The following is a 17,306-nucleotide window of genomic DNA, read 5'->3' on the forward strand; positions in this document are numbered from 1 at the left end:
GAGCAGCGCGGTCACCTCGCCGGAGATGCCCTTCGCCAGCCAGGGCAACTGCGACTGACCAGGACATCTCGCCGCTCAGGCGGCCGTGGGAGCATCCATAACCCTCCCGCGGACCCGGCACCACAACGGCCCAGGTCACAGCCGTGCAGAGCTGGTCTGCACACCCCCAACGCCACGTTCGCTGCACCCCTGTGCAGCGAACGCTGCACGGAAAACGCCCCCGGGAAAACACGTTTCCCCAGGTCAGAACGATTCTGCCTGGGGATACTGGGTGGGGCGGGTGGGACTCGAACCCATAGGCGTGACGCCTCTCACCTGCGGCGATGCAGGAAAGACGGACGTATCCACCCGTTTCAATCCGCCTGTATCCCGCTCGATCCCCGTCAGCCGTGACGTGGTGCAGCGTTCGCTGCACCACGTGCTCCCGCCACCGGATTGCCCTGTCCCTCCGTGGGGCTCGGCGAGCTCTCTCTTTTCAGCACCCCGGAGTCGCCCCGGGTTGCTGGGGCAGCTCCGCCCGTGCCGCTCATCCGCGGCGAGTCACGTTCCGTGACGGAATCGCGGTCACTCGGCCGGGTGAGTACTGGGCGGCATCTGTTCCGGGGGCTCCGGGTGGCTCCTCAGCCGGAGGATGGCGGTGATCAGCCCACCCCAGACGATGAGCATGGCGACAACCATCATGACGATCGCGCTGGCGGACATCAGCGGTCCTTCCGGTCGGCGGGCGACTCCGTGTCCAGGTCGATGTCCTCGCCACCGGCCGGCCACGGCATCAGGGTGAGGATGACCCCGACCAGCAGTGCGCCGATGGCGACGCTCCAGCCCGCAGAGAGCAGGAAGCCGGTCGAATAGCCCTCGTAGTTCTCTTCGAACTCGCTCCGCAGGCTGTCGACCATCATCCAGCCCAGCACCAGCGGCGTGATGACACCGAGGCAGATGCGCCACCAGCGGCCGAGCCGGATGGCGGAGGTCGCGTCAGCATCCTGCTGGAGGCTGGGGAGCTGCCGCAGCACCCAGACGATAACGACCAGCCCGACCAGAGCTGCCAGCGCGATTCCGTACTGGTTGATGAAGTGGTCGGACGCGTCGAGCAGATAGATGCCGGACTCGGTCGGGAACAGCAGGACCGACACCAGCGCCACGAGACCGCCGATCCCCAGGACCGCCGGCATGCGCCGCATGCCGGTCCGGTCCTGCACCGCGGAGACGACCACCTGCACGATGGAAATCAGCGAGGAAAGCCCCGCGATCACGAGGGAACTGAAGAACAGCACACCGAAGAGGGCGCCGAGCGGCATTTCCGAGATCACCGCGGGAAACGCGACGAATGCCAGACCGATGCCCGCTCCGGCGACGTCTTCGACGCCGACCCCCGAAGCGGTCGCGAGGTAGCCCAGGGTCGCGAATACCCCGATGCCCGCGAGGATTTCGAACGAGCTGTTGGCGAAACCCGCCACCATCGCGGAGCCCGTCAGGTCGGCCCGACGGCCCAGGTACGACGCGTACGTGACCATGATGCCGAAGCCGATGGACAGCGAGAAGAAGATCTGCCCGTAGGCGGCGACCCAGACGCTGCCGTTGCCGAGTTCCGACCAGTTCGGCGAGAAGAGCGCGTCGAGCCCGGTGGCCGCACCGTCCAGCGTCAGCGCGCGGAACACCAGCGCGGCGAACAGGACGAACAGCAACGGAATGAAGATCTTGTTGGCGCGTTCGATACCTCGCCGGATACCGAACGCCAGGACGAACAGCACAATCGCCCACACGATGATCAGCGGCCAGAACACACCTGGTACATAGCCGTCCAGGAAGCTCGGTGTCTCCGGTGCCCGCAGGAATTCGCCGAACAGGAACGCCTCCGGATCGTCACCCCACTGCCGGCCGATGGAGAAGCCCACGTAACGCACGGCCCAGGCGATGATGACGGCGTAGTAGGTGGCGATCACGAAGGAGATCGCCACCTGCCACCACCCGATCGCCTCTGCCGGCCGGGCCATCCTGCGCAGAGCGGCGGGGGGCGACAGGCGGTACTTGCGCCCGATGGCGTACTCCATGATCAGCAACGGGATACCCGCCGACAGGAGCGCGATGAGGTACGGCAGCAAGAAGGCGCCGCCACCGTTCTCGTAGGCGATGGCGGGGAACCGCCAGATATTGCCGAGCCCGACGGCCGAACCGATGGCCGCCAGCAGGAAGCCGGCTCGGGTGGCCCATTGCTCACGTGGCTGCTCTGCCATATGCGATCCTCGGGTCTCCTGATGACGCTGCGGATCAAACTGATGGCACGTTAGCGCGGAAGTATCCCGAAAACGCCGTGACAGGGCCCGGCAGGTGACAGGCCAAGGCGGCCTTCGCCGACCTACGCACCGGAAGACCGAGAACGCCTTGGACAGATGTCGGGAAGCGTTCTTGAGGTTCGGTGCCGCCAACCGACAGCGTGGCCCCGGGACTGGCATCCGTATCGGTGGCCCGAGCATCGTCGCCTGACGCGTGGGCGCACCCTGACAGGCCGTGCACTGCGGGGCATCCCGGAACGTCCCCGCACATCAGTCGTTGTGGCCGCGTGCAGGCCTCGGCCGTGCTTCCATGCGTGCTCGTCGGCGACGGATCGCCCAGGCCAACAGGAGCAGCGAGGCCAGAAGCCCTGCCAGGGCGGCGGGGCCGACGGCCTCCAGAATGTCGGCGACGACGCGCTGAACAGCGCCGACGGCCTCGATGACGGGGTCGACGGTGGCAGGGTCGCGCTGGACACGGATCTCGTACCAGCCGTAGTAGGCGACGTAAACGCCGACGAGGAGGAGGAGCCCGCCGCCGATGCGAGGTGCGAGTGCACCGGCTCGGCGCAAGTGGCTGACAGCTGTGCTGCGGGTGAGGGCGACAGTCAGGGACGCGACGCCGACGATGAGTCCCATACCGGCCGCGTAGGCGGCGAACAGGACCATTCCCTCGGTGGTGGAGCCGCTGTGGAAGGCGGAGACGACGATGGCGAGAAACGGGGCGATGGTGCAGCCGAGGGAAGCGGTGGCGTAAGCCATGCCGAACAGGGCCATCGAGGGGATGGACCGGGCCACCGTGGGCGCCCGTCGAACTTTCGGCATCAAGGCGGGTAGTTGTCGGCCGGTCAGCAGCCAGGCCCCGGCGGCGGCCATGAGGACACCGAAGGTGATGGTGAACCAGGGCAGGCACTCCTGGACCTGTCCGGCCAGGGGCTGGATCGCCAGGCCGAATATGCCGAACAGGGCGGCGAACCCGAGGGTGATCGAGGCGGTCGCGGTCAGGGCCCGCCCGACGGCGACACCGCGGGTGGGGCTGTCGGCTCCGAGGACGAGAAGGGAGAGGTAGGCGGGAAGCAGGGCGAAGCCGCAGGGGTTGACGGCGGCGAGAACGCCTGCGGTGAGCGCGAGGGCCAGCGGGAGGTCGGACATCGCGGGTCAGCCGGTCAGTCCGTCGACCTTCTCGGCCAGCCCGTCGCCTCCGGGCAGGACGCCCTCGTAGACGGTCTTCCCGTTCTTGTCGAGGATGACGTAGCGGCTCTGCTCGGTGACCTCGAACCGCTTCCAGAGCTCGCCCTTCTCGTCGGAAAGCTGCGGAAAACCGCCGGTACCCGTGTCGGCGACAAAGTTTTTCATGGCCTCGTTCCGGCCCAGACCCGCCACGCCGACGACGTTGGCCTCGCCCGCGTAGTCGGCGGCGACCTTCGCGGTCTCCGCGGCCTGGGCCTTGCACTTGGGGCACCAAGGTGCCCAGAACCACAGCACGGTCGGCTTGCCCGCCAGCACGTCGGCCTGGAACGGCTTCCCGTCCACCGTGGTAGCGGTGAACCGCAGCGCCTGCGCCACCGCGACCTCGGCGGCTCCGTCGCTGCTCGCGTCGGCAGAGGCCGGCGGCCGCGCAGGGGACGCGGAGCCCGCGGGAAGTACGCCCGCCGCCCCCTCGTCGGAGCCACTCTCCGCTCCACATCCCGCGAGGGCGAGGAGAGCGGCGACGACAACGGGCAGAACGGTGCGGGCGCGCATGGCGGACTCCAGTGTTGTCGGGATGGGAGTCACTCTAGAATCACCCGACCACCCCCGGGCATGACAAGGCTTACGGTTCGATGACGTGAGTCGGCGGCAGAGACCGAGCCGGTCGGATGCGAGGGCACTCCTGAGACTGCGCACGACGGAAGCAGGCCGTGGCGGCATACTCGCCAGGGGCTTCGGTCTCGCCTCGGAGGCGACTGCCTGTACCGACGAGCCCAGTCGATCCACGCCGAAGATCCCTCAACGCACCTGTGTGACCGGTGGAGACATCGGTCCTGACCTATTGCCGAGCCCGCCCGCTACTCCGGCTGGTCCGCGTCCGGGGCGTCAGGTCGGTGGTCGGGGAAAGCCGACCCTGCCGTCGCCTCGTGGTGCAGCCGCAGGAACTCCAGATGCCTTTCGTACTGGTCGAGAGTGTCGCCGATGAGCTGCTCCCTGGTGTAGCCCATGATGTCGTAACCCTGGTTGCCCTCGGCCAGCTGGACCTCGAAGCGCACATAGTTGTCGTGGGTGCTGACCGACCGGGTGGCGAAGCCGGGGGTCGGCCGTTCGACGGGCCAGACCCGGTAGACGAACTGATCCTTCGGACCGATCGGCACGGCAAGGCCGACATGCGGGAGGCCGTTCTCCTCGTCGGTGCCGGAGAGGATTTCCGCCTCCACCCCCTGCTCACGCAGTTCCTTGGCGACTTCCTGGAACGCCGGTCGGCAGACGTCCTCCACGAACCTGGCGGCGGCCCGCCTGCCCGGAAACGACATCGCACGCGACAGCCGATGCCGCCAGTTCCGGGCCCCCGAAGGCCCCTGTTGCGTTGTCCGCCCGGAGAGGGACCCCGGCAGGGTGGTGGTAAGCGCCTCCTCGCGCATCCGTTCGGAGCGCAGCGCGAGGTAGAGCCCCGCCATGATCAGGAACATGACGAACGAGAAGGGCAACCCCATGATGATCGTGGCATCGGTAAGAGCCTGCACCCCGCCCACCAGGAGCATGGCGAGGGTGAGCAGGCCTGTCGTCACCGCCCAGAAGACGCGGAGCCAGGTCCGGGCGTCGGTCACCGGTGTCGGGAGGTCCGAGCTCAAATTGCCCATGACGAGGGCTCCGGAGTCGGCGGAGGTCACGTAGAGGAGCAGTCCGACGAAGGTCGCGAGTCCCGCACTGAACATCGCCCCGGGGTACTGGTCCAGCAATCCGTAGAAGGCCTGCTCGGGGGAGTTGAGCGCGGTCTCGCCGAAGGCGGAGTTGCCGTCGCGCACCACGAACAGTGCGCTGTTGCCGAAGACGGCCAGAAAGAGGCCGGTGAAGAGGAACGGAATGATCAGGGTCGCGGCGACGAACTGGCGCAGTGTGCGGCCACGCGAGATCCGGGCGAGGAACAGGCCTACGAACGGCGCCCAGGCGATCCACCAGGCCCAGAAGAACAACGTCCACGCGTCCAGCCATTCGGTCGGCTGATCGTAGGCGAAGGTGTTCAGTGTCATCGACGGAAATCCGCTGAGGTAGTCGCCGACGTTCTGTACCAACGCGTTGAGCAGCCGGAACGGCTCGCCGACGATCAGGATGTAGAGCATCAGCAGTACGGCGAGGAGCACGTTGAGCTGCGACAGTCGGCGGATGCCCTTGTCGACCCCGGCAGCCGCCGAAACGGTGGCCATCACCACCGCGACGGCAATGAGCCCGATCTGTGCGGGCAGACCCTCCGGAACGCCGAAGAGGACCTTGAGCCCGTAGTTCAGCTGCACCACGCCGATGCCGAGAGATACGGAGATTCCGAAGACCGTACCGATGATGGCCGCCAGGTCGACGGCGTCACCGATCCTGCCGTGGATCCGACGGCCGATGATCGGGTAGATCGCGGAGCGGATGGCGAGGGGCAACTTGTGACGGAAGGCGAAGTAGCCGAGCGCCATACCCATCAGCGCGTACATGGCCCAACCGGTGATGCCGTAGTGGAACAGCGTCCACACCACGGCTTGCCGGGCCGCCTCCAGCGACTCGGGGTCCCCCTCCGGTGGCACCAGGTAGTGGCTCACCGGGCCGGCGACGGAGAAGAACATCAAGTCGATTCCGATGCCCGCCGCGAACAGCATCGCGGCCCAGGCGAAGAGCCCGTAGTCAGGCTTGTAGTGCTTGGGACCGAGCTTGATCGTGCCGTACTTCGACACCCCGATGAAGACGACGAACACCAGATACAGGGTCGCGGCGAGGAAGTAGTACCAACCGAACCAACCGGAGATCTTGTCGACCACTACGCCGATGACCTTCTCGGCGCCGGAGGGAGTGACGATCGCCCAGATCGAGATGGCCAGGATGAGCGTCGCGGATCCGAAGAAGACGAACGGCTTGAGCGAGCCTGCCCTTTCCGCATCGAGCTCTGCCCGCGGCTCACCCGTGCCAGGCTCGGGGACCTTGCCTCCTACAGCCGACATCGTCGGCTCCTTCCTTGCTGAGACGGGTAACTGTGCGGCCACCGGCCCTCCGGAAGCCAGGTCAGCCCTTGACCAGGACGGCGGCCCTTCGACGGCAAACCGCACGACCACGCCGTAGCCGAGGGCGGCACCGTCAGGTACATCCGGACGGTGGTGAGACAAACGGCTCGGGGGCCCGGCACCTCCTCGACGGACTCTGCGCGAACGGTCTGTTCCTCGTCACACGGCAGGAACCTGTCACGGAGGTAGCACGGAACCGGCGGCGCCGGCTCGGTCCCCGCCGCGACGGAGCCCGCCGGGCGGCGTGCACCGCACAGTCCACCGTCAAGGGCCTCCCCAACCGCGCAGCCAGCGCCCGGCGCGGATGTCCGCTCACAGCAGACAGCGGATGCTCAGCCCGCCCACCATCGATCTCCCTCGCCTCCAGCCTCTGCCCGCCGATCGGGGGGCGTCAGCAACATGGCCTGTGCCGTGGCCGTCGGTCCATGGGACGCACCGCCGCAGCGCCGAGTCGGTGGCCCAGTCACCCCGGGCGGCCTAACGCAGACTGCCGTGACGCGGTCTCTGTGGAGCGGTGGCTGTGGCCCCGGGGGCGGTGAAGAACTTGACGCCCGCGCTCGGCCGTAACGGAGTCGTCGAGGGCGCGACTCCCACGACACGTCGGGGGACGCATCCGCCCGGACGACGTGGCCACCGCCGATCACACGCTGCGGACCGGCCGCCGGCCCGATTCGTCGAGGACCGCCCCCCCTGAAGATGCGAGGCCCGCTGGTCCTCGGGCGCGGAGGTGCGGGGACCTTGGCGTGCTTGCTGTCATCTGTGCTCGGGGCCGAGAACAAAAGGGAGCAGCTCGTCGGCTTCTCCACGCTCCGGCTCCAGTCGGCCGGCTGTTCACGGCGTCGCGGGCCGAGGGCTGGATCCTCAACTGGGCCCGGGACCTGCACCGCTCGGGCACCAGTCCGTGTCCTGCCCGCCGGAGCGGCACTGACCATGGTTGTTTGGGGGCGTGATCAGCAAAGTTCGTGCCCGTGCTCTGCCTGCCTCCCAGCGCCGCTCGCTGGAGGAGCTGACCGAGGATCTGGACCTGTCGTCCGGAGACACCACGTCCAAGCGTTCGGCCTTCTGGACCATGCTGACTCTGTCGTCGGTCATCGCAGGCGGCGGTGTACTCACCGACTCGACCGCCACGGTGATCGGCGCGATGATCATCGCGCCCCTGTCCACGCCGATCATGGGCATCGCGTTGGGCTCGGTGCAACGCCGCCGCACCGGATCGGCCGCGATCGTCCTCCTCGCATGCCTGCTCGTGATCGCGGTCGGGATGATCATGTCGGTGACCCTCCCCAGCGGCTACGACCTGCTGTCAAACGGCCAGGTCTCGTCGCGGACGTCGCCGGGCCTGATGGACCTGATTGCCGCGTTGGCGACCGGCTTCGCCGGGGCGGTGGCACTGGCCCGGCGAGACGTGGGTTCGGTGCTCCCAGGGGTCGCGATCGCCATCTCCCTCGTCCCGCCCCTGGTGGTCGTCGGGGTGTGCCTCGGGCAGACTTCGGGATGGCTGGCGCTCGGCGCGCTGGTGCTGTTCGTGTCGAACCTCTTCGCCCTGGTCTTCGGGGGCATGGTGGTCTTCGCCTCGCTCGGCTACGGAGCTGAGGCAGAGAAGACGGCCGGACGGCCCGCCCGCAGGGCTTACGCCGCAATGGCTCTCCTGTTCGCCGTCGTGTTCGTGCCGTTGACGGCCAACACCGTGGTCACGTTCCTTCTCAACGCCTGGGTCGGCCAGACGAAGGACGCGGCCGAGCAGTGGCTCGCCGAGAAGCCCGGGGCATCCGTCACGAGCGTCGACGCGAAATCCCGCACGATGTACATTCGCGTCCGTACCCCCGGCGATCTTCCACCGGTCGAATTCTTGCTCGACCGGCTCCAGGGACGAATCCCGGACGGCATCCCCGTCGTGGTGGATGCATCACGCGGACGGCGCATCGACGCCGGCGTCGTGGGCGACTGAGCATCGCGGCGCCCCGCCCCCACCGTGGCAGCTTTTGGTGCGGCCCTCGTTCGGCCGGCGGCTCCTGAACCGGTCCACATCTCGTCCCGGTCAGCGCGAGAAAAGCGCCCGTGACCTCAAACGCCCGGCACACCCGTACCGGCACGTAGGGCACAACATCATCCGTGTACGAGATCCTCCGCATCGGCCTGGGCGAGGCCGGCCCCACCGCTTCCCCGGGCGGCTATGGGACCACTGTTGACCCTCCCACGACCGCGAGACCGGAAGACACTCGTCAGAGCCTCGAGCCGGCAGCCCACCGGCCACGTTTGAAGCGGCCGATGTCGCACCGATGCGGGTCGGGCTGGGCGGGGCCGGCCCCTTCCTCAACGGCCGTGGGATCGCTCACCACGCGTCCCACGAAGAATGACCAAAACACCAGGTCACAGCCCTACGAAAGCTCACAGGCAATCAGAACGCTGCACGTTCGCTGCACCGTTGCGGAGCCCGCAGTTCCCCAGAAAGCGCGTTTCCCCAGGCCAAAACGATTCTGCCTGGGGACGCTCGGTGGGGCGGGTGGGACTCGAACCCACGGCCGACGGATTATGAGTCCGCTGCTCTAACCGGCTGAGCTACCGCCCCGTTTCGGCGTGGCGCGTACAAGTGTGCGCACCGTCTGTCGCAGCATAGCCGGTCATACGATCTCTCGCTTCGGTTGGCCGACTTCAGCTGATCTTGAGGACGTCGCTGCGTGCTGCCCGGTTGCAGGAGAGATCGAAGCGACCCGAAAGAGTCACGCGGGGGCTCCGAGGGCGCCCCCGGGCGGGCACGCGAAAGAGGACCCCGAAGGGTCCTCTTCCGTTCCGCTCCCCCGACTGGACTCGAACCAGTAACCCTCCGGTTAACAGCCGAATGCTCTGCCAATTGAGCTACAGGGGATCGCGCTCCCCCGACTGGACTCGAACCAGTAACCTGCCGGTTAACAGCCGGCTGCTCTGCCAATTGAGCTACAGGGGATTGCTGCGTTGCTTCGAAATCGTACCTGCCTGGCGGCTGCCGGGCGGCGCGCGTTCGCTGCGACACATACATTAGCGCAAGCAGGGGGGTGCTCCGCCAATCGGTATCGCCCGGGGTGATCTCGGGTGCTCGCGGGTAGGCGGGCTGCACACGTCGCACCAAGCGTAGGAAGGGTGGCAGCCATGCGGTACCGGCTCACGTTCATCGCCGGAGTGGCCCTCGGTTACGTGCTCGGCACGCGAGCCGGGCGCGAGCGTTACGAGCAGTTGAAGAAGTCGGCCCGGCAGTTCACGGAGAACCCCGCCGTGCGCAACGCCGCCGAGAGTGCCGCGCACAGCGGCCGGGACATCGCCGGCAAGGCGTACCACTCGGTCAGCGACAAGGTCGGGGACAAGGTGCCCGCCTCCGTCGCCGAGCGCGTCCGGTCGCTGAAGGAGCGCAGCAGCCAGAACGGCGGCGCCGAGGACGACTGGGGGACGACCAACACCTGACCTGCTGAGCCTTACGTAGGCCTTGTCACGTGAGGCGGCTGTTACGGGAAAGTCCCGCGGTGCGGCAGAATCTCCGTATGGGCATAGTCGCGGGGCTGGACAGTTCTTCCGCCTTCACTCACATCGTCGTCTGCGACACGGACTCGGGCGCCGTGCTCCGGGAGGGGTATGCCGCCCACCCGGTCGAGGCCAAGGCAGCCGAGGTCGATCCGCAGGCCTGGCTGCTCTCGCTCGGTGAGGCGGCCTCCGGCGGGCTGCTCGAAGGTGTGCAGGCCATCGGTGTCTCCGCCCAGCAGCACGGGCTCGTCCCGCTGGACCGGCAAGGCAACCTCGTGCGTCCCGCGCTGCTCGGCAACGACCGGCGGGCGCAGGTGGCCGCGGCCGATCTCGTCGACGCGCTCGGGGGCCGGCAGGCCTGGGCCGAGGCGGTCGGGGCCGTACCGCAGGCCGCGCAGCCCGTGGCGAAGCTGCGGTGGCTGGCCCGGACCGAGCCGGAGAACGCCCAGCGGGTCGCGGCCGTGCTCCAGCCGCACGACTGGCTCGTGTGGCAGTTGCTCGGCCGGCCCGCCCGGCGGACCACGGACCGGGGCGCCGCGTCGGGGACCGGTTACTGGTCGGCCGGGTCCGCCGCCTACCGGCCCGACCTCGTCGAACTGGCCCTCGGCCACCAGGCCGCGCTGCCCGAGGTGCTCGGGCCCGCCGACTCCGCCGGGATGACGCCCGAGGGGCTCCTGATCTCCGCCGGGACCGGCGAGACGATGGCCGCGGCCTTCGGGCTCGGGGTCGCGGTGGGCGACGCGGTGGTGTCGCTCGGGGCCTCCGGGTCCGTGATGGCGGTGCACCACGAGGCGCTCGCCGATTCGAGCGGGATGATCACCTCGTTCGCCGACGCCACCGGGATGCACCTGCCGGTGGTGCACGTCTCCAACGCCGTACGCACGTTGCGCGGGACCGCCGAGATGCTCGGCGTGGACGGGCTGGAGGAGCTCTCCGCCCTCGCGCTGAAGTCGACGCCCGGCGCCTCCGGTCTGGTGCTGCTGCCGTACCTGGAGGGCGAGCGCACCCCGCAGCTCCCGCACACCGCCGGCACCCTCTGCGGGCTGCGGCGCGAGTCGATGAAGCCGGAGCACCTGGCGCGGGCCTCGTTCGAGGGGATGCTCTGCTCGCTGGCCGACGCGCTGGACGTGCTGCGCGGGCGGGGCGTGGAGGTGCGGCGGGTGTTCCTGCTGGGCGCCGCCGCCGAGCTGCCTGCCGTACAGGCGCTGGCCCCGGCGGTGTTCGGCACGCAGGTCGTCGTACCGCAGCCCGCCCAGTACGCGGCGCTCGGCGCGGCCCGGCAGGCGGCGTGGGCGCTCGGGGTCTCGCAGGGCAGCCTCGACCCGCGCACTCCCCCGGCCTGGCAGGGCGCGGCCGCGCAGGTGCTGGAGCCGGGCGAGGAGCTGGCGGTCGGACGGGCGGTGCGCCAGCAGTACGGGGCGACTCGGGATCAGATCCATCCCGGCGCTTTCGGTGGCGGCCAGTAGGAGGCCGGCCAGCGGGAGGGCGGCCAGTAGGAGGCCGGGACCCGCTCCAGCCTTGACCGGAGTTTGGGGAAAAGGGTTCGCCGCTGGAGTACGGCGTACGCGAAACTTGGTCGGCCTCTGCCCTTCGCCGACTCCGAGAGACACGCGTGCTCATAAAACTCCTGCGGGCCCATCTGGGCCCGTACAAGAAACCCATCGCGCTGCTGGTCCTCCTCCAGCTGCTCCAGACCTGCGCCACCCTGTATCTGCCCAGCCTCAACGCCGACATCATCGACAACGGTGTCGTGAAGGGTGACACCGGCTACATCCTGGAGTTCGGCGGCCTCATGATCGCCGTCAGCGTGCTCCAGGTGCTCTGCAATGTCGGGGCCGTCTACTACGGAGCCCGGACCGCGTCGGCGCTGGGGCGGGACGTGCGGGCGGCGGTCTTCGACCGGGTGCAGTCGTTCTCGGCCCGGGAGCTCGGGCGGTTCGGGGCGCCTTCGCTGATCACCCGGACCACCAATGACGTCCAGCAGGTCCAGATGCTGGTGCTGATGGCGTTCACGCTGATGGTGTCGGCGCCGATCATGTGTGTCGGCGGGATCATCATGGCGCTCGGCCAGGACGTGCCCCTGTCGGCGGTGCTGCTGGCGGTGGTGCCGGTGCTCGGGATCTCGGTGAGCATCATCGTGGCGAAGATGCGGCCGCTGTTCCGGACGATGCAGGAGCGGCTGGACACGGTGAACCGGGTGCTGCGCGAGCAGATCACCGGCAACCGGGTGATCCGGGCGTTCGTGCGCGACGGGTACGAGGAGGAGCGGTTCCGGGGGGCCAACACCGAGCTGACCGATGTGTCGGTGGCGACCGGGCGGCTGATGGCGCTGATGTTCCCGACGGTGATGACGGTGGTCAACCTGTCGTCCGTCGCGGTGGTGTGGTTCGGCGCGCACCGCATCGACAGCGGCGGGATGCAGATCGGTGCGCTGACCGCGTTCCTCGCCTATCTGATGCAGATCGTGATGGCCGTGATGATGGCCACCTTCATGTTCATGATGGTGCCGCGCGCCGAGGTGTGCGCCGAGCGCATCGAGGAGGTGCTCGGTACGGAGTCGAGCGTCGTGCCGCCCGTCTCCCCTGTCACCGAGCTTCGGCGGCACGGGCATCTGGAGGTGCGGGGTGCGGAGTTCCGGTATCCGGGTGCCGAGGAGCCGGTGCTGCGGGCTGTGGATGTGGTGGCCCGGCCCGGGGAGACCACGGCGATCATCGGGTCGACCGGGAGCGGGAAGTCCACGCTGCTCGGTCTCGTACCCCGGCTGTTCGATGTGACGGACGGCGAGGTGCTGGTCGACGGCGAGGACGTGCGGACGCTGGATCCGGTGCTGCTGGCGAAGACGGTGTCCCTGGTGCCGCAGAAGCCGTACCTCTTCTCGGGGACGGTCGCGACGAACCTGCGGTACGGGAACCCGGACGCGAGTGACGAGGAGCTGTGGCACGCGCTGGAGGTGGCGCAGGCCAAGGGGTTCGTGGAGGGGCTTGAGCACGGGTTGGACGCGCCGATCGCGCAGGGCGGCACCAATGTGTCCGGTGGTCAGCGGCAGCGGCTCGCGATCGCGCGGACGCTGGTGCAGCGGCCGGAGATCTACCTCTTCGACGACTCGTTCTCCGCGCTGGACTACGCGACCGACGCCGCGCTGCGGGCCGCGCTGGCCCGCGAGACGGCCGGGGCGACGGTGGTGATCGTGGCGCAGCGGGTCTCCACCATCCGCGACGCCGACCGGATCCTGGTGCTGGACGAGGGGCGGGTCGTGGGCAGCGGAACCCATCACGAGCTGATGGACGGCAATGAAACGTACCGGGAGATCGTGCTCTCCCAGCTGACGGAAGCGGAGGCCGCGTAATGGCCGGTCCGGGCGGACGGATGATGGCCGGGGGCGCGCCCACCGAGCGGTCGATGGATTTCAAGGGGTCGAGCAAGCGGCTGCTGAGGCGGTTCGGCCGGGAGAAGGCCTCGCTCTGGCTGATGCTGGGCGCGGTGACGGTCAGCGTGGCGCTGTCGGTGGCCGGGCCGAAGATCCTCGGCAAGGCGACCGACCTGATCTTCGCCGGGGTGGTCGGCCGGCAGATGCAGGCGGGCACGACGAAGGCGGAGGCGATCGAGGGGCTGCGCGCGGAGGGCAGCGGGTCGATGGCCGACATGCTCACCGGGGTGGACTTCACGCCGGGCGAGGGCATCGACTTCGGCGCGGTGGGCGGTGTCCTGCTGGCGGTGCTGGTGGTCTACGTCGCGGCCGGGCTGCTGATGCTGGTCTCGACGCGGCTGTCGATCCGGGTGATCAACCGGATCGTCTTCCAGCTGCGGGAGGACCTCCAGACGAAGCTGGCGCGGCTGCCGCTGTCGTACTTCGACCGGGCCAAGCGCGGTGAGGTGCTCAGCCGGGCGACCAACGACATCGACAACATCTCGCAGACGCTCCAGCAGACGATGGGCCAGCTCATCAACTCCCTGCTGACCATCGTCGGCGTACTGATCATGATGGTCTGGATCTCGCCGCTGCTGGCGCTGGTCGCGCTGGTGACGATCCCGCTGTCGGTGGTCGTGGCGACGCAGGTCGGCAAGCGGTCGCAGCCGCAGTTCGTGCAGCAGTGGCGGGTGACGGGGAAGCTCAACGCCCATATCGAGGAGATGTACACCGGCCACACCCTGGTGAAGGTGTTCGGGCGGCAGGAGGAGTCGGCACGGGACTTCGCCGAGCAGAACGACGCGCTGTACGAGGCCGGGTTCAAGGCGCAGTTCGCCAGCGGGCTCATGCAGCCGCTGATGTTCTTCATCTCGAACATCAACTATGTGCTGGTGGCCGTGGTCGGTGGCCTGCGGGTCGCCTCGGGCACGCTGTCGATCGGTGACGTGCAGGCGTTCATCCAGTACTCCCGGCAGTTCTCGATGCCGCTGACGCAGGTCGCCTCGATGGCGAACCTGGTGCAGTCCGGCATCGCGTCGGCCGAGCGCGTCTTCGAGCTGCTGGACGCGGAGGAGCAGCACACGGACCCGGAGCGCGGGGAGCTTCCGGAGGAGCTGACGGGTCGGGTCTCGCTGGAGAAGGTGTCCTTCCGCTACGAGACGGACAAGCCGCTCATCGAGGATCTGTCGCTGAACGTGGAGCCGGGGCAGACGGTCGCGATCGTCGGTCCGACGGGCGCGGGCAAGACCACGCTGGTCAATCTGCTGATGCGGTTCTACGAGGTGACCGGCGGGCGGATCGCGCTCGACGGGGTCGATGTGGCGACGGTGTCCCGGGACGATCTGCGGTCGCGGATCGGCATGGTGCTCCAGGACACCTGGCTGTTCGGCGGTTCGATAGCGGAGAACATCGCGTACGGCGCTGCGCGCGAGGTCAGCCGGGAAGAGATCGAGGAGGCGGCCCGGGCGGCGCACGCCGATCGCTTCATCCGGACGCTGCCCGACGGGTACGACTCGGTGATCGACGACGAGGGTTCCGGGGTCAGCGCGGGCGAGAAGCAGCTGATCACCATCGCGCGGGCGTTCCTCTCCGACCCGGTCATCCTGGTCCTGGACGAGGCGACCAGCTCGGTGGACACCCGGACCGAGGTGCTGATCCAGAAGGCGATGGCGCGGCTGGCCCATGGACGTACGTCGTTCGTGATCGCGCACCGGCTCTCGACCATCCGGGACGCGGACGTGATCCTGGTGATGGAGAGCGGGTCGATCGTGGAACAGGGCACGCACGAGGAGCTGTTGGCGGCCGGCGGCGCGTATGCGCGGTTGTACGCGGCGCAGTTCGCGGAGGCGCTGGCGGAGATGGACTGAGGCGCGGGCCTCGGGCCGTCGCGTGGATCAGTCGAGGTAGCCGCGGAGTTGATCGGCGAAGGCGTGGTCCCGCAGCCTGCTGAGGGTCTTGGACTCGATCTGGCGGATGCGTTCGCGCGTCACGCCGAAGATCCGGCCGATCTCCTCCAAGGTGCGGGGCCGCCCGTCGTCCAGGCCGTACCGCAGTTGTACGACCTTGCGTTCGCGCTCGCCGAGGGTGGAGAGGACCGCCTCCAGGTGCTCGCGCAGCAGGAGGAAGGCGGCGGACTCCACGGGTGAGGCGGCGTCGCCGTCCTCGATGAGGTCGCCGAAGGAGACGTCGTCCTCCTCACCGACGGGCGCGTGCAGGGAGACCGGCTCCTGGGCCAGGCGCAGCACTTCGGTGACCCGCTCCGGGGTCAGGTCGAGCTGGCCGGCGACCTCTTCGGCGGTCGGCTCGTATCCGCGCTCCTGGAGCATCCGGCGCTGGACCCGGACCACGCGGTTGATCAGCTCCACGACATGGACGGGGACGCGGATGGTACGGGCCTGGTCGGCCAGGGCGCGGGACATGGCCTGGCGGATCCACCAGGTCGCGTACGTGGAGAACTTGTAGCCCCGGGCGTAGTCGAACTTCTCCACCGCCCGGATCAGCCCGAGGTTCCCCTCCTGGACCAGGTCGAGCATGGTCAGGCCGCGCCCCACGTACCGCTTGGCGACGGAGACGACCAGGCGGAGGTTGGCCTCGATGAGCCGGCGCTTGGCGGTGCGGCCCATGACGACGAGCCGGTCCAGGTCGCCGGCGAGCCGGGAGTCCAGGTCCGGGTGGCTGGAGAGGCGCTCCTCCGCGAAGAGCCCGGCCTCCACGCGCCGGGCCAGCTCGACCTCCTCGGCGGCGGTGAGCAGCGGGATGCGGCCGATCTCGCGCAGGTACTGCCGGAAGAGGTCGGAGGTGGGCCCGCCGCTGTCCGCCCGGCTCCGCGCCTCACGGGGCTCGGGGGTGTGCTCCGCTTCCTCCATGAGGGCCTCGGGTGCGCTCGCTCGCGGGTGGGCCGCGGTCTCCGGGCGGTTCTCGGGGTGGTTCTCCGGCGGATTCGCCGGGTGGTACTCCGGGTGGTGGACGGCCCGGTTCTGCACGGGAATCGCCGACATGTGCTCGGTCGTGGTCGTCACGGTCCGGGTCTGCACGGGGGCGACCTCCCAGTGATCGCTGCCGGATGACGCTGGGAGCCCCAGTGTGAGGCACGGCACAGGGTTGCCACGAGGGGCGTGCGGGGACTTTTTGATTCCGGTCGGTCACCGGCCGGTTACCGGTCACGAGGGGCCCGGTGTGCGCTCGGAGCGCGTCGGCCGACGTCTTCCCGGTCGCGGCAGATCGCTCGGCCGGCTGGTGGGAGAGTACAGACATGGAAATTGCCGACCGCACGCTGAGCTCGGACGTGATCGCGGCCCTGACGTACTGGCCTGGTGTCATCTGGGGAGGCCAGAAGTACCCTCCGGACCCGGTGGACCTCACTGTTCTGCCCCCCTTCTTCAACGCGTTGCTGGCGGATCTTCCCTGGTGGAACGGCGATTGGAAGGTGAGCCACGTCGAACCGGGTCGGCCTCTGGAGATCGCGAGTGATCACCACGGCCACCCTTCACGGTTCACGGAGGTGTCCGTGCCGGGCCTGGTCGGTCCCGGCGGTGATCAGAGCCTGCCCTTCGTCGCGAAGATCGGGTTCGCGGGCGACCAACTGATCCGTTTTCAGGCCAAGATCGACGACGTGGTCCTCGGTCCTGCCGTTGCCCCTGCCGGGCGACTGGAGCCGCATCCGTTCGCGCGGATACTCACCGGGTTGATGGACCTGCGCGGAATTCCGGTCCCGAGGATGGCACGGGAAACCGCACGTTCGAGGTCCACCATCCTCATGCTGCGCAGCGGACATCACAACCCGGATCCGCTTATGGCCCAGGAGATCGCCAGGGCTCTGGGCCTCTCCGAAGCGGACGTCAGGGTCATCGCCGGAGTCGACGGCCACCCACCCACAGCCGTGTGAACAACCCTGCGGGTCACCAC

Annotated in this window: 12 protein-coding genes and 3 tRNA genes; 6 read left to right on the forward strand and 9 right to left on the reverse strand. The window is 68.7% G+C overall.

Annotation, left to right across the window (positions count from 1 at the left end):
• Positions 1 to 564 precede the first annotated feature (564 nt).
• From ACQP09_RS08930 to betT, 5 genes are all read right to left on the reverse strand, one after another.
• A complete protein-coding gene (locus ACQP09_RS08930) occupies positions 565 to 702 on the reverse strand; it encodes a methionine/alanine import family NSS transporter small subunit (protein ID WP_359974881.1) in 138 nt (45 codons plus the stop codon).
• Positions 702 to 2,234 (reverse strand): sodium-dependent transporter, encoded by a 1,533-nt coding sequence (locus tag ACQP09_RS08935; RefSeq protein ID WP_433397388.1) that lies wholly within the window; start codon positions 2,232 to 2,234, stop codon positions 702 to 704. The genes ACQP09_RS08930 and ACQP09_RS08935 overlap by 1 nt, the downstream gene beginning before the upstream one ends.
• Positions 2,235 to 2,543: 309 nt before the next feature.
• Positions 2,544 to 3,422: a cytochrome c biogenesis CcdA family protein gene (locus ACQP09_RS08940; protein ID WP_433397390.1), complete on the reverse strand. Its 879-nt coding sequence runs from the start codon at positions 3,420 to 3,422 to the stop codon at positions 2,544 to 2,546.
• Positions 3,423 to 3,428: 6 nt separating this feature from the next.
• Positions 3,429 to 4,013 carry a redoxin domain-containing protein gene (locus ACQP09_RS08945; RefSeq protein WP_433397392.1) on the reverse strand — a complete coding sequence of 195 codons (585 nt, stop codon included), beginning with the start codon at positions 4,011 to 4,013 and terminating at the stop codon, positions 3,429 to 3,431.
• 305 nt (positions 4,014 to 4,318) lie between these two features.
• Positions 4,319 to 6,442 (reverse strand): choline BCCT transporter BetT, encoded by a 2,124-nt coding sequence (gene betT, locus ACQP09_RS08950; protein WP_433397394.1) that lies wholly within the window; start codon positions 6,440 to 6,442, stop codon positions 4,319 to 4,321.
• A 1,006-nt stretch (positions 6,443 to 7,448) separates the two neighbouring features.
• On the opposite strand from betT, the gene ACQP09_RS08955 reads away from it, so the two are divergent.
• Complete coding sequence (locus tag ACQP09_RS08955) at positions 7,449 to 8,450, forward strand: TIGR00341 family protein (protein ID WP_433397396.1); 1,002 nt, start codon at positions 7,449 to 7,451, stop codon at positions 8,448 to 8,450.
• A gap of 547 nt (positions 8,451 to 8,997) precedes the next feature.
• On the opposite strand, the gene ACQP09_RS08960 is transcribed toward ACQP09_RS08955, so the two are convergent.
• From ACQP09_RS08960 to ACQP09_RS08970, 3 genes are all read right to left on the reverse strand, one after another.
• Positions 8,998 to 9,071: transfer RNA gene (locus ACQP09_RS08960), tRNA-Ile, on the reverse strand.
• 224 nt (positions 9,072 to 9,295) lie between these two features.
• Positions 9,296 to 9,368 (reverse strand) — tRNA-Asn (locus tag ACQP09_RS08965).
• Positions 9,369 to 9,373: 5 nt separating this feature from the next.
• Positions 9,374 to 9,446: transfer RNA gene (locus tag ACQP09_RS08970), tRNA-Asn, on the reverse strand.
• Positions 9,447 to 9,628: 182 nt separating this feature from the next.
• On the opposite strand from ACQP09_RS08970, the gene ACQP09_RS08975 reads away from it, so the two are divergent.
• The 4 genes from ACQP09_RS08975 (at position 9,629) to ACQP09_RS08990 (ending at position 15,268) form a co-directional block, all read left to right on the forward strand.
• A complete protein-coding gene (locus ACQP09_RS08975) occupies positions 9,629 to 9,937 on the forward strand; it encodes a hypothetical protein (protein WP_030564731.1) in 309 nt (102 codons plus the stop codon).
• Positions 9,938 to 10,014: 77 nt separating this feature from the next.
• Positions 10,015 to 11,460, forward strand: coding sequence for an FGGY family carbohydrate kinase (locus tag ACQP09_RS08980; RefSeq protein WP_432151869.1), 1,446 nt, complete (start codon positions 10,015 to 10,017; stop codon positions 11,458 to 11,460).
• A gap of 146 nt (positions 11,461 to 11,606) precedes the next feature.
• Positions 11,607 to 13,340, forward strand: coding sequence for an ABC transporter ATP-binding protein (locus tag ACQP09_RS08985; protein WP_433397398.1), 1,734 nt, complete (start codon positions 11,607 to 11,609; stop codon positions 13,338 to 13,340).
• A complete protein-coding gene (locus ACQP09_RS08990) occupies positions 13,340 to 15,268 on the forward strand; it encodes an ABC transporter ATP-binding protein (RefSeq protein WP_433397400.1) in 1,929 nt (642 codons plus the stop codon). Before ACQP09_RS08985 ends, ACQP09_RS08990 begins: the two co-directional genes overlap by 1 nt.
• A gap of 27 nt (positions 15,269 to 15,295) precedes the next feature.
• On the opposite strand, the gene ACQP09_RS08995 is transcribed toward ACQP09_RS08990, so the two are convergent.
• Complete coding sequence (locus tag ACQP09_RS08995) at positions 15,296 to 16,435, reverse strand: RNA polymerase sigma factor (protein ID WP_433397402.1); 1,140 nt, start codon at positions 16,433 to 16,435, stop codon at positions 15,296 to 15,298.
• Positions 16,436 to 16,653: 218 nt separating this feature from the next.
• Between ACQP09_RS08995 and ACQP09_RS09000 the strand changes: the two genes are divergently transcribed.
• On the forward strand, positions 16,654 to 17,286 hold the full coding sequence (locus ACQP09_RS09000) for an XRE family transcriptional regulator (protein ID WP_433397404.1): 633 nt from the start codon (positions 16,654 to 16,656) through the stop codon (positions 17,284 to 17,286).
• The last annotated feature ends 20 nt before the right edge of the window (positions 17,287 to 17,306 follow it).

It is taken from the genome of Streptomyces sp. CA-146814, assembly GCF_050942385.1.
Taxonomy (GTDB): domain Bacteria; phylum Actinomycetota; class Actinomycetes; order Streptomycetales; family Streptomycetaceae; genus Streptomyces.

Excerpts from the sequence above, each read along its gene's own strand:
- ACQP09_RS08930 (WP_359974881.1), bottom strand. The coding sequence starts at position 702 with ATGTCCGCCAGCGCGATCGTCATGATGGTTGTCGCCATGCTCATCGTC.
- ACQP09_RS08935 (WP_433397388.1), bottom strand. The coding sequence starts at position 2,234 with ATGGCAGAGCAGCCACGTGAGCAATGGGCCACCCGAGCCGGCTTCCTG.
- ACQP09_RS08940 (WP_433397390.1), bottom strand. The coding sequence starts at position 3,422 with ATGTCCGACCTCCCGCTGGCCCTCGCGCTCACCGCAGGCGTTCTCGCC.
- ACQP09_RS08945 (WP_433397392.1), bottom strand. The coding sequence starts at position 4,013 with ATGCGCGCCCGCACCGTTCTGCCCGTTGTCGTCGCCGCTCTCCTCGCC.
- betT (WP_433397394.1), bottom strand. The coding sequence starts at position 6,442 with ATGTCGGCTGTAGGAGGCAAGGTCCCCGAGCCTGGCACGGGTGAGCCG.
- ACQP09_RS08975 (WP_030564731.1), top strand. The coding sequence starts at position 9,629 with ATGCGGTACCGGCTCACGTTCATCGCCGGAGTGGCCCTCGGTTACGTG.
- ACQP09_RS08980 (WP_432151869.1), top strand. The coding sequence starts at position 10,015 with ATGGGCATAGTCGCGGGGCTGGACAGTTCTTCCGCCTTCACTCACATC.
- ACQP09_RS08990 (WP_433397400.1), top strand. The coding sequence starts at position 13,340 with ATGGCCGGTCCGGGCGGACGGATGATGGCCGGGGGCGCGCCCACCGAG.
- ACQP09_RS09000 (WP_433397404.1), top strand. The coding sequence starts at position 16,654 with ATGGAAATTGCCGACCGCACGCTGAGCTCGGACGTGATCGCGGCCCTG.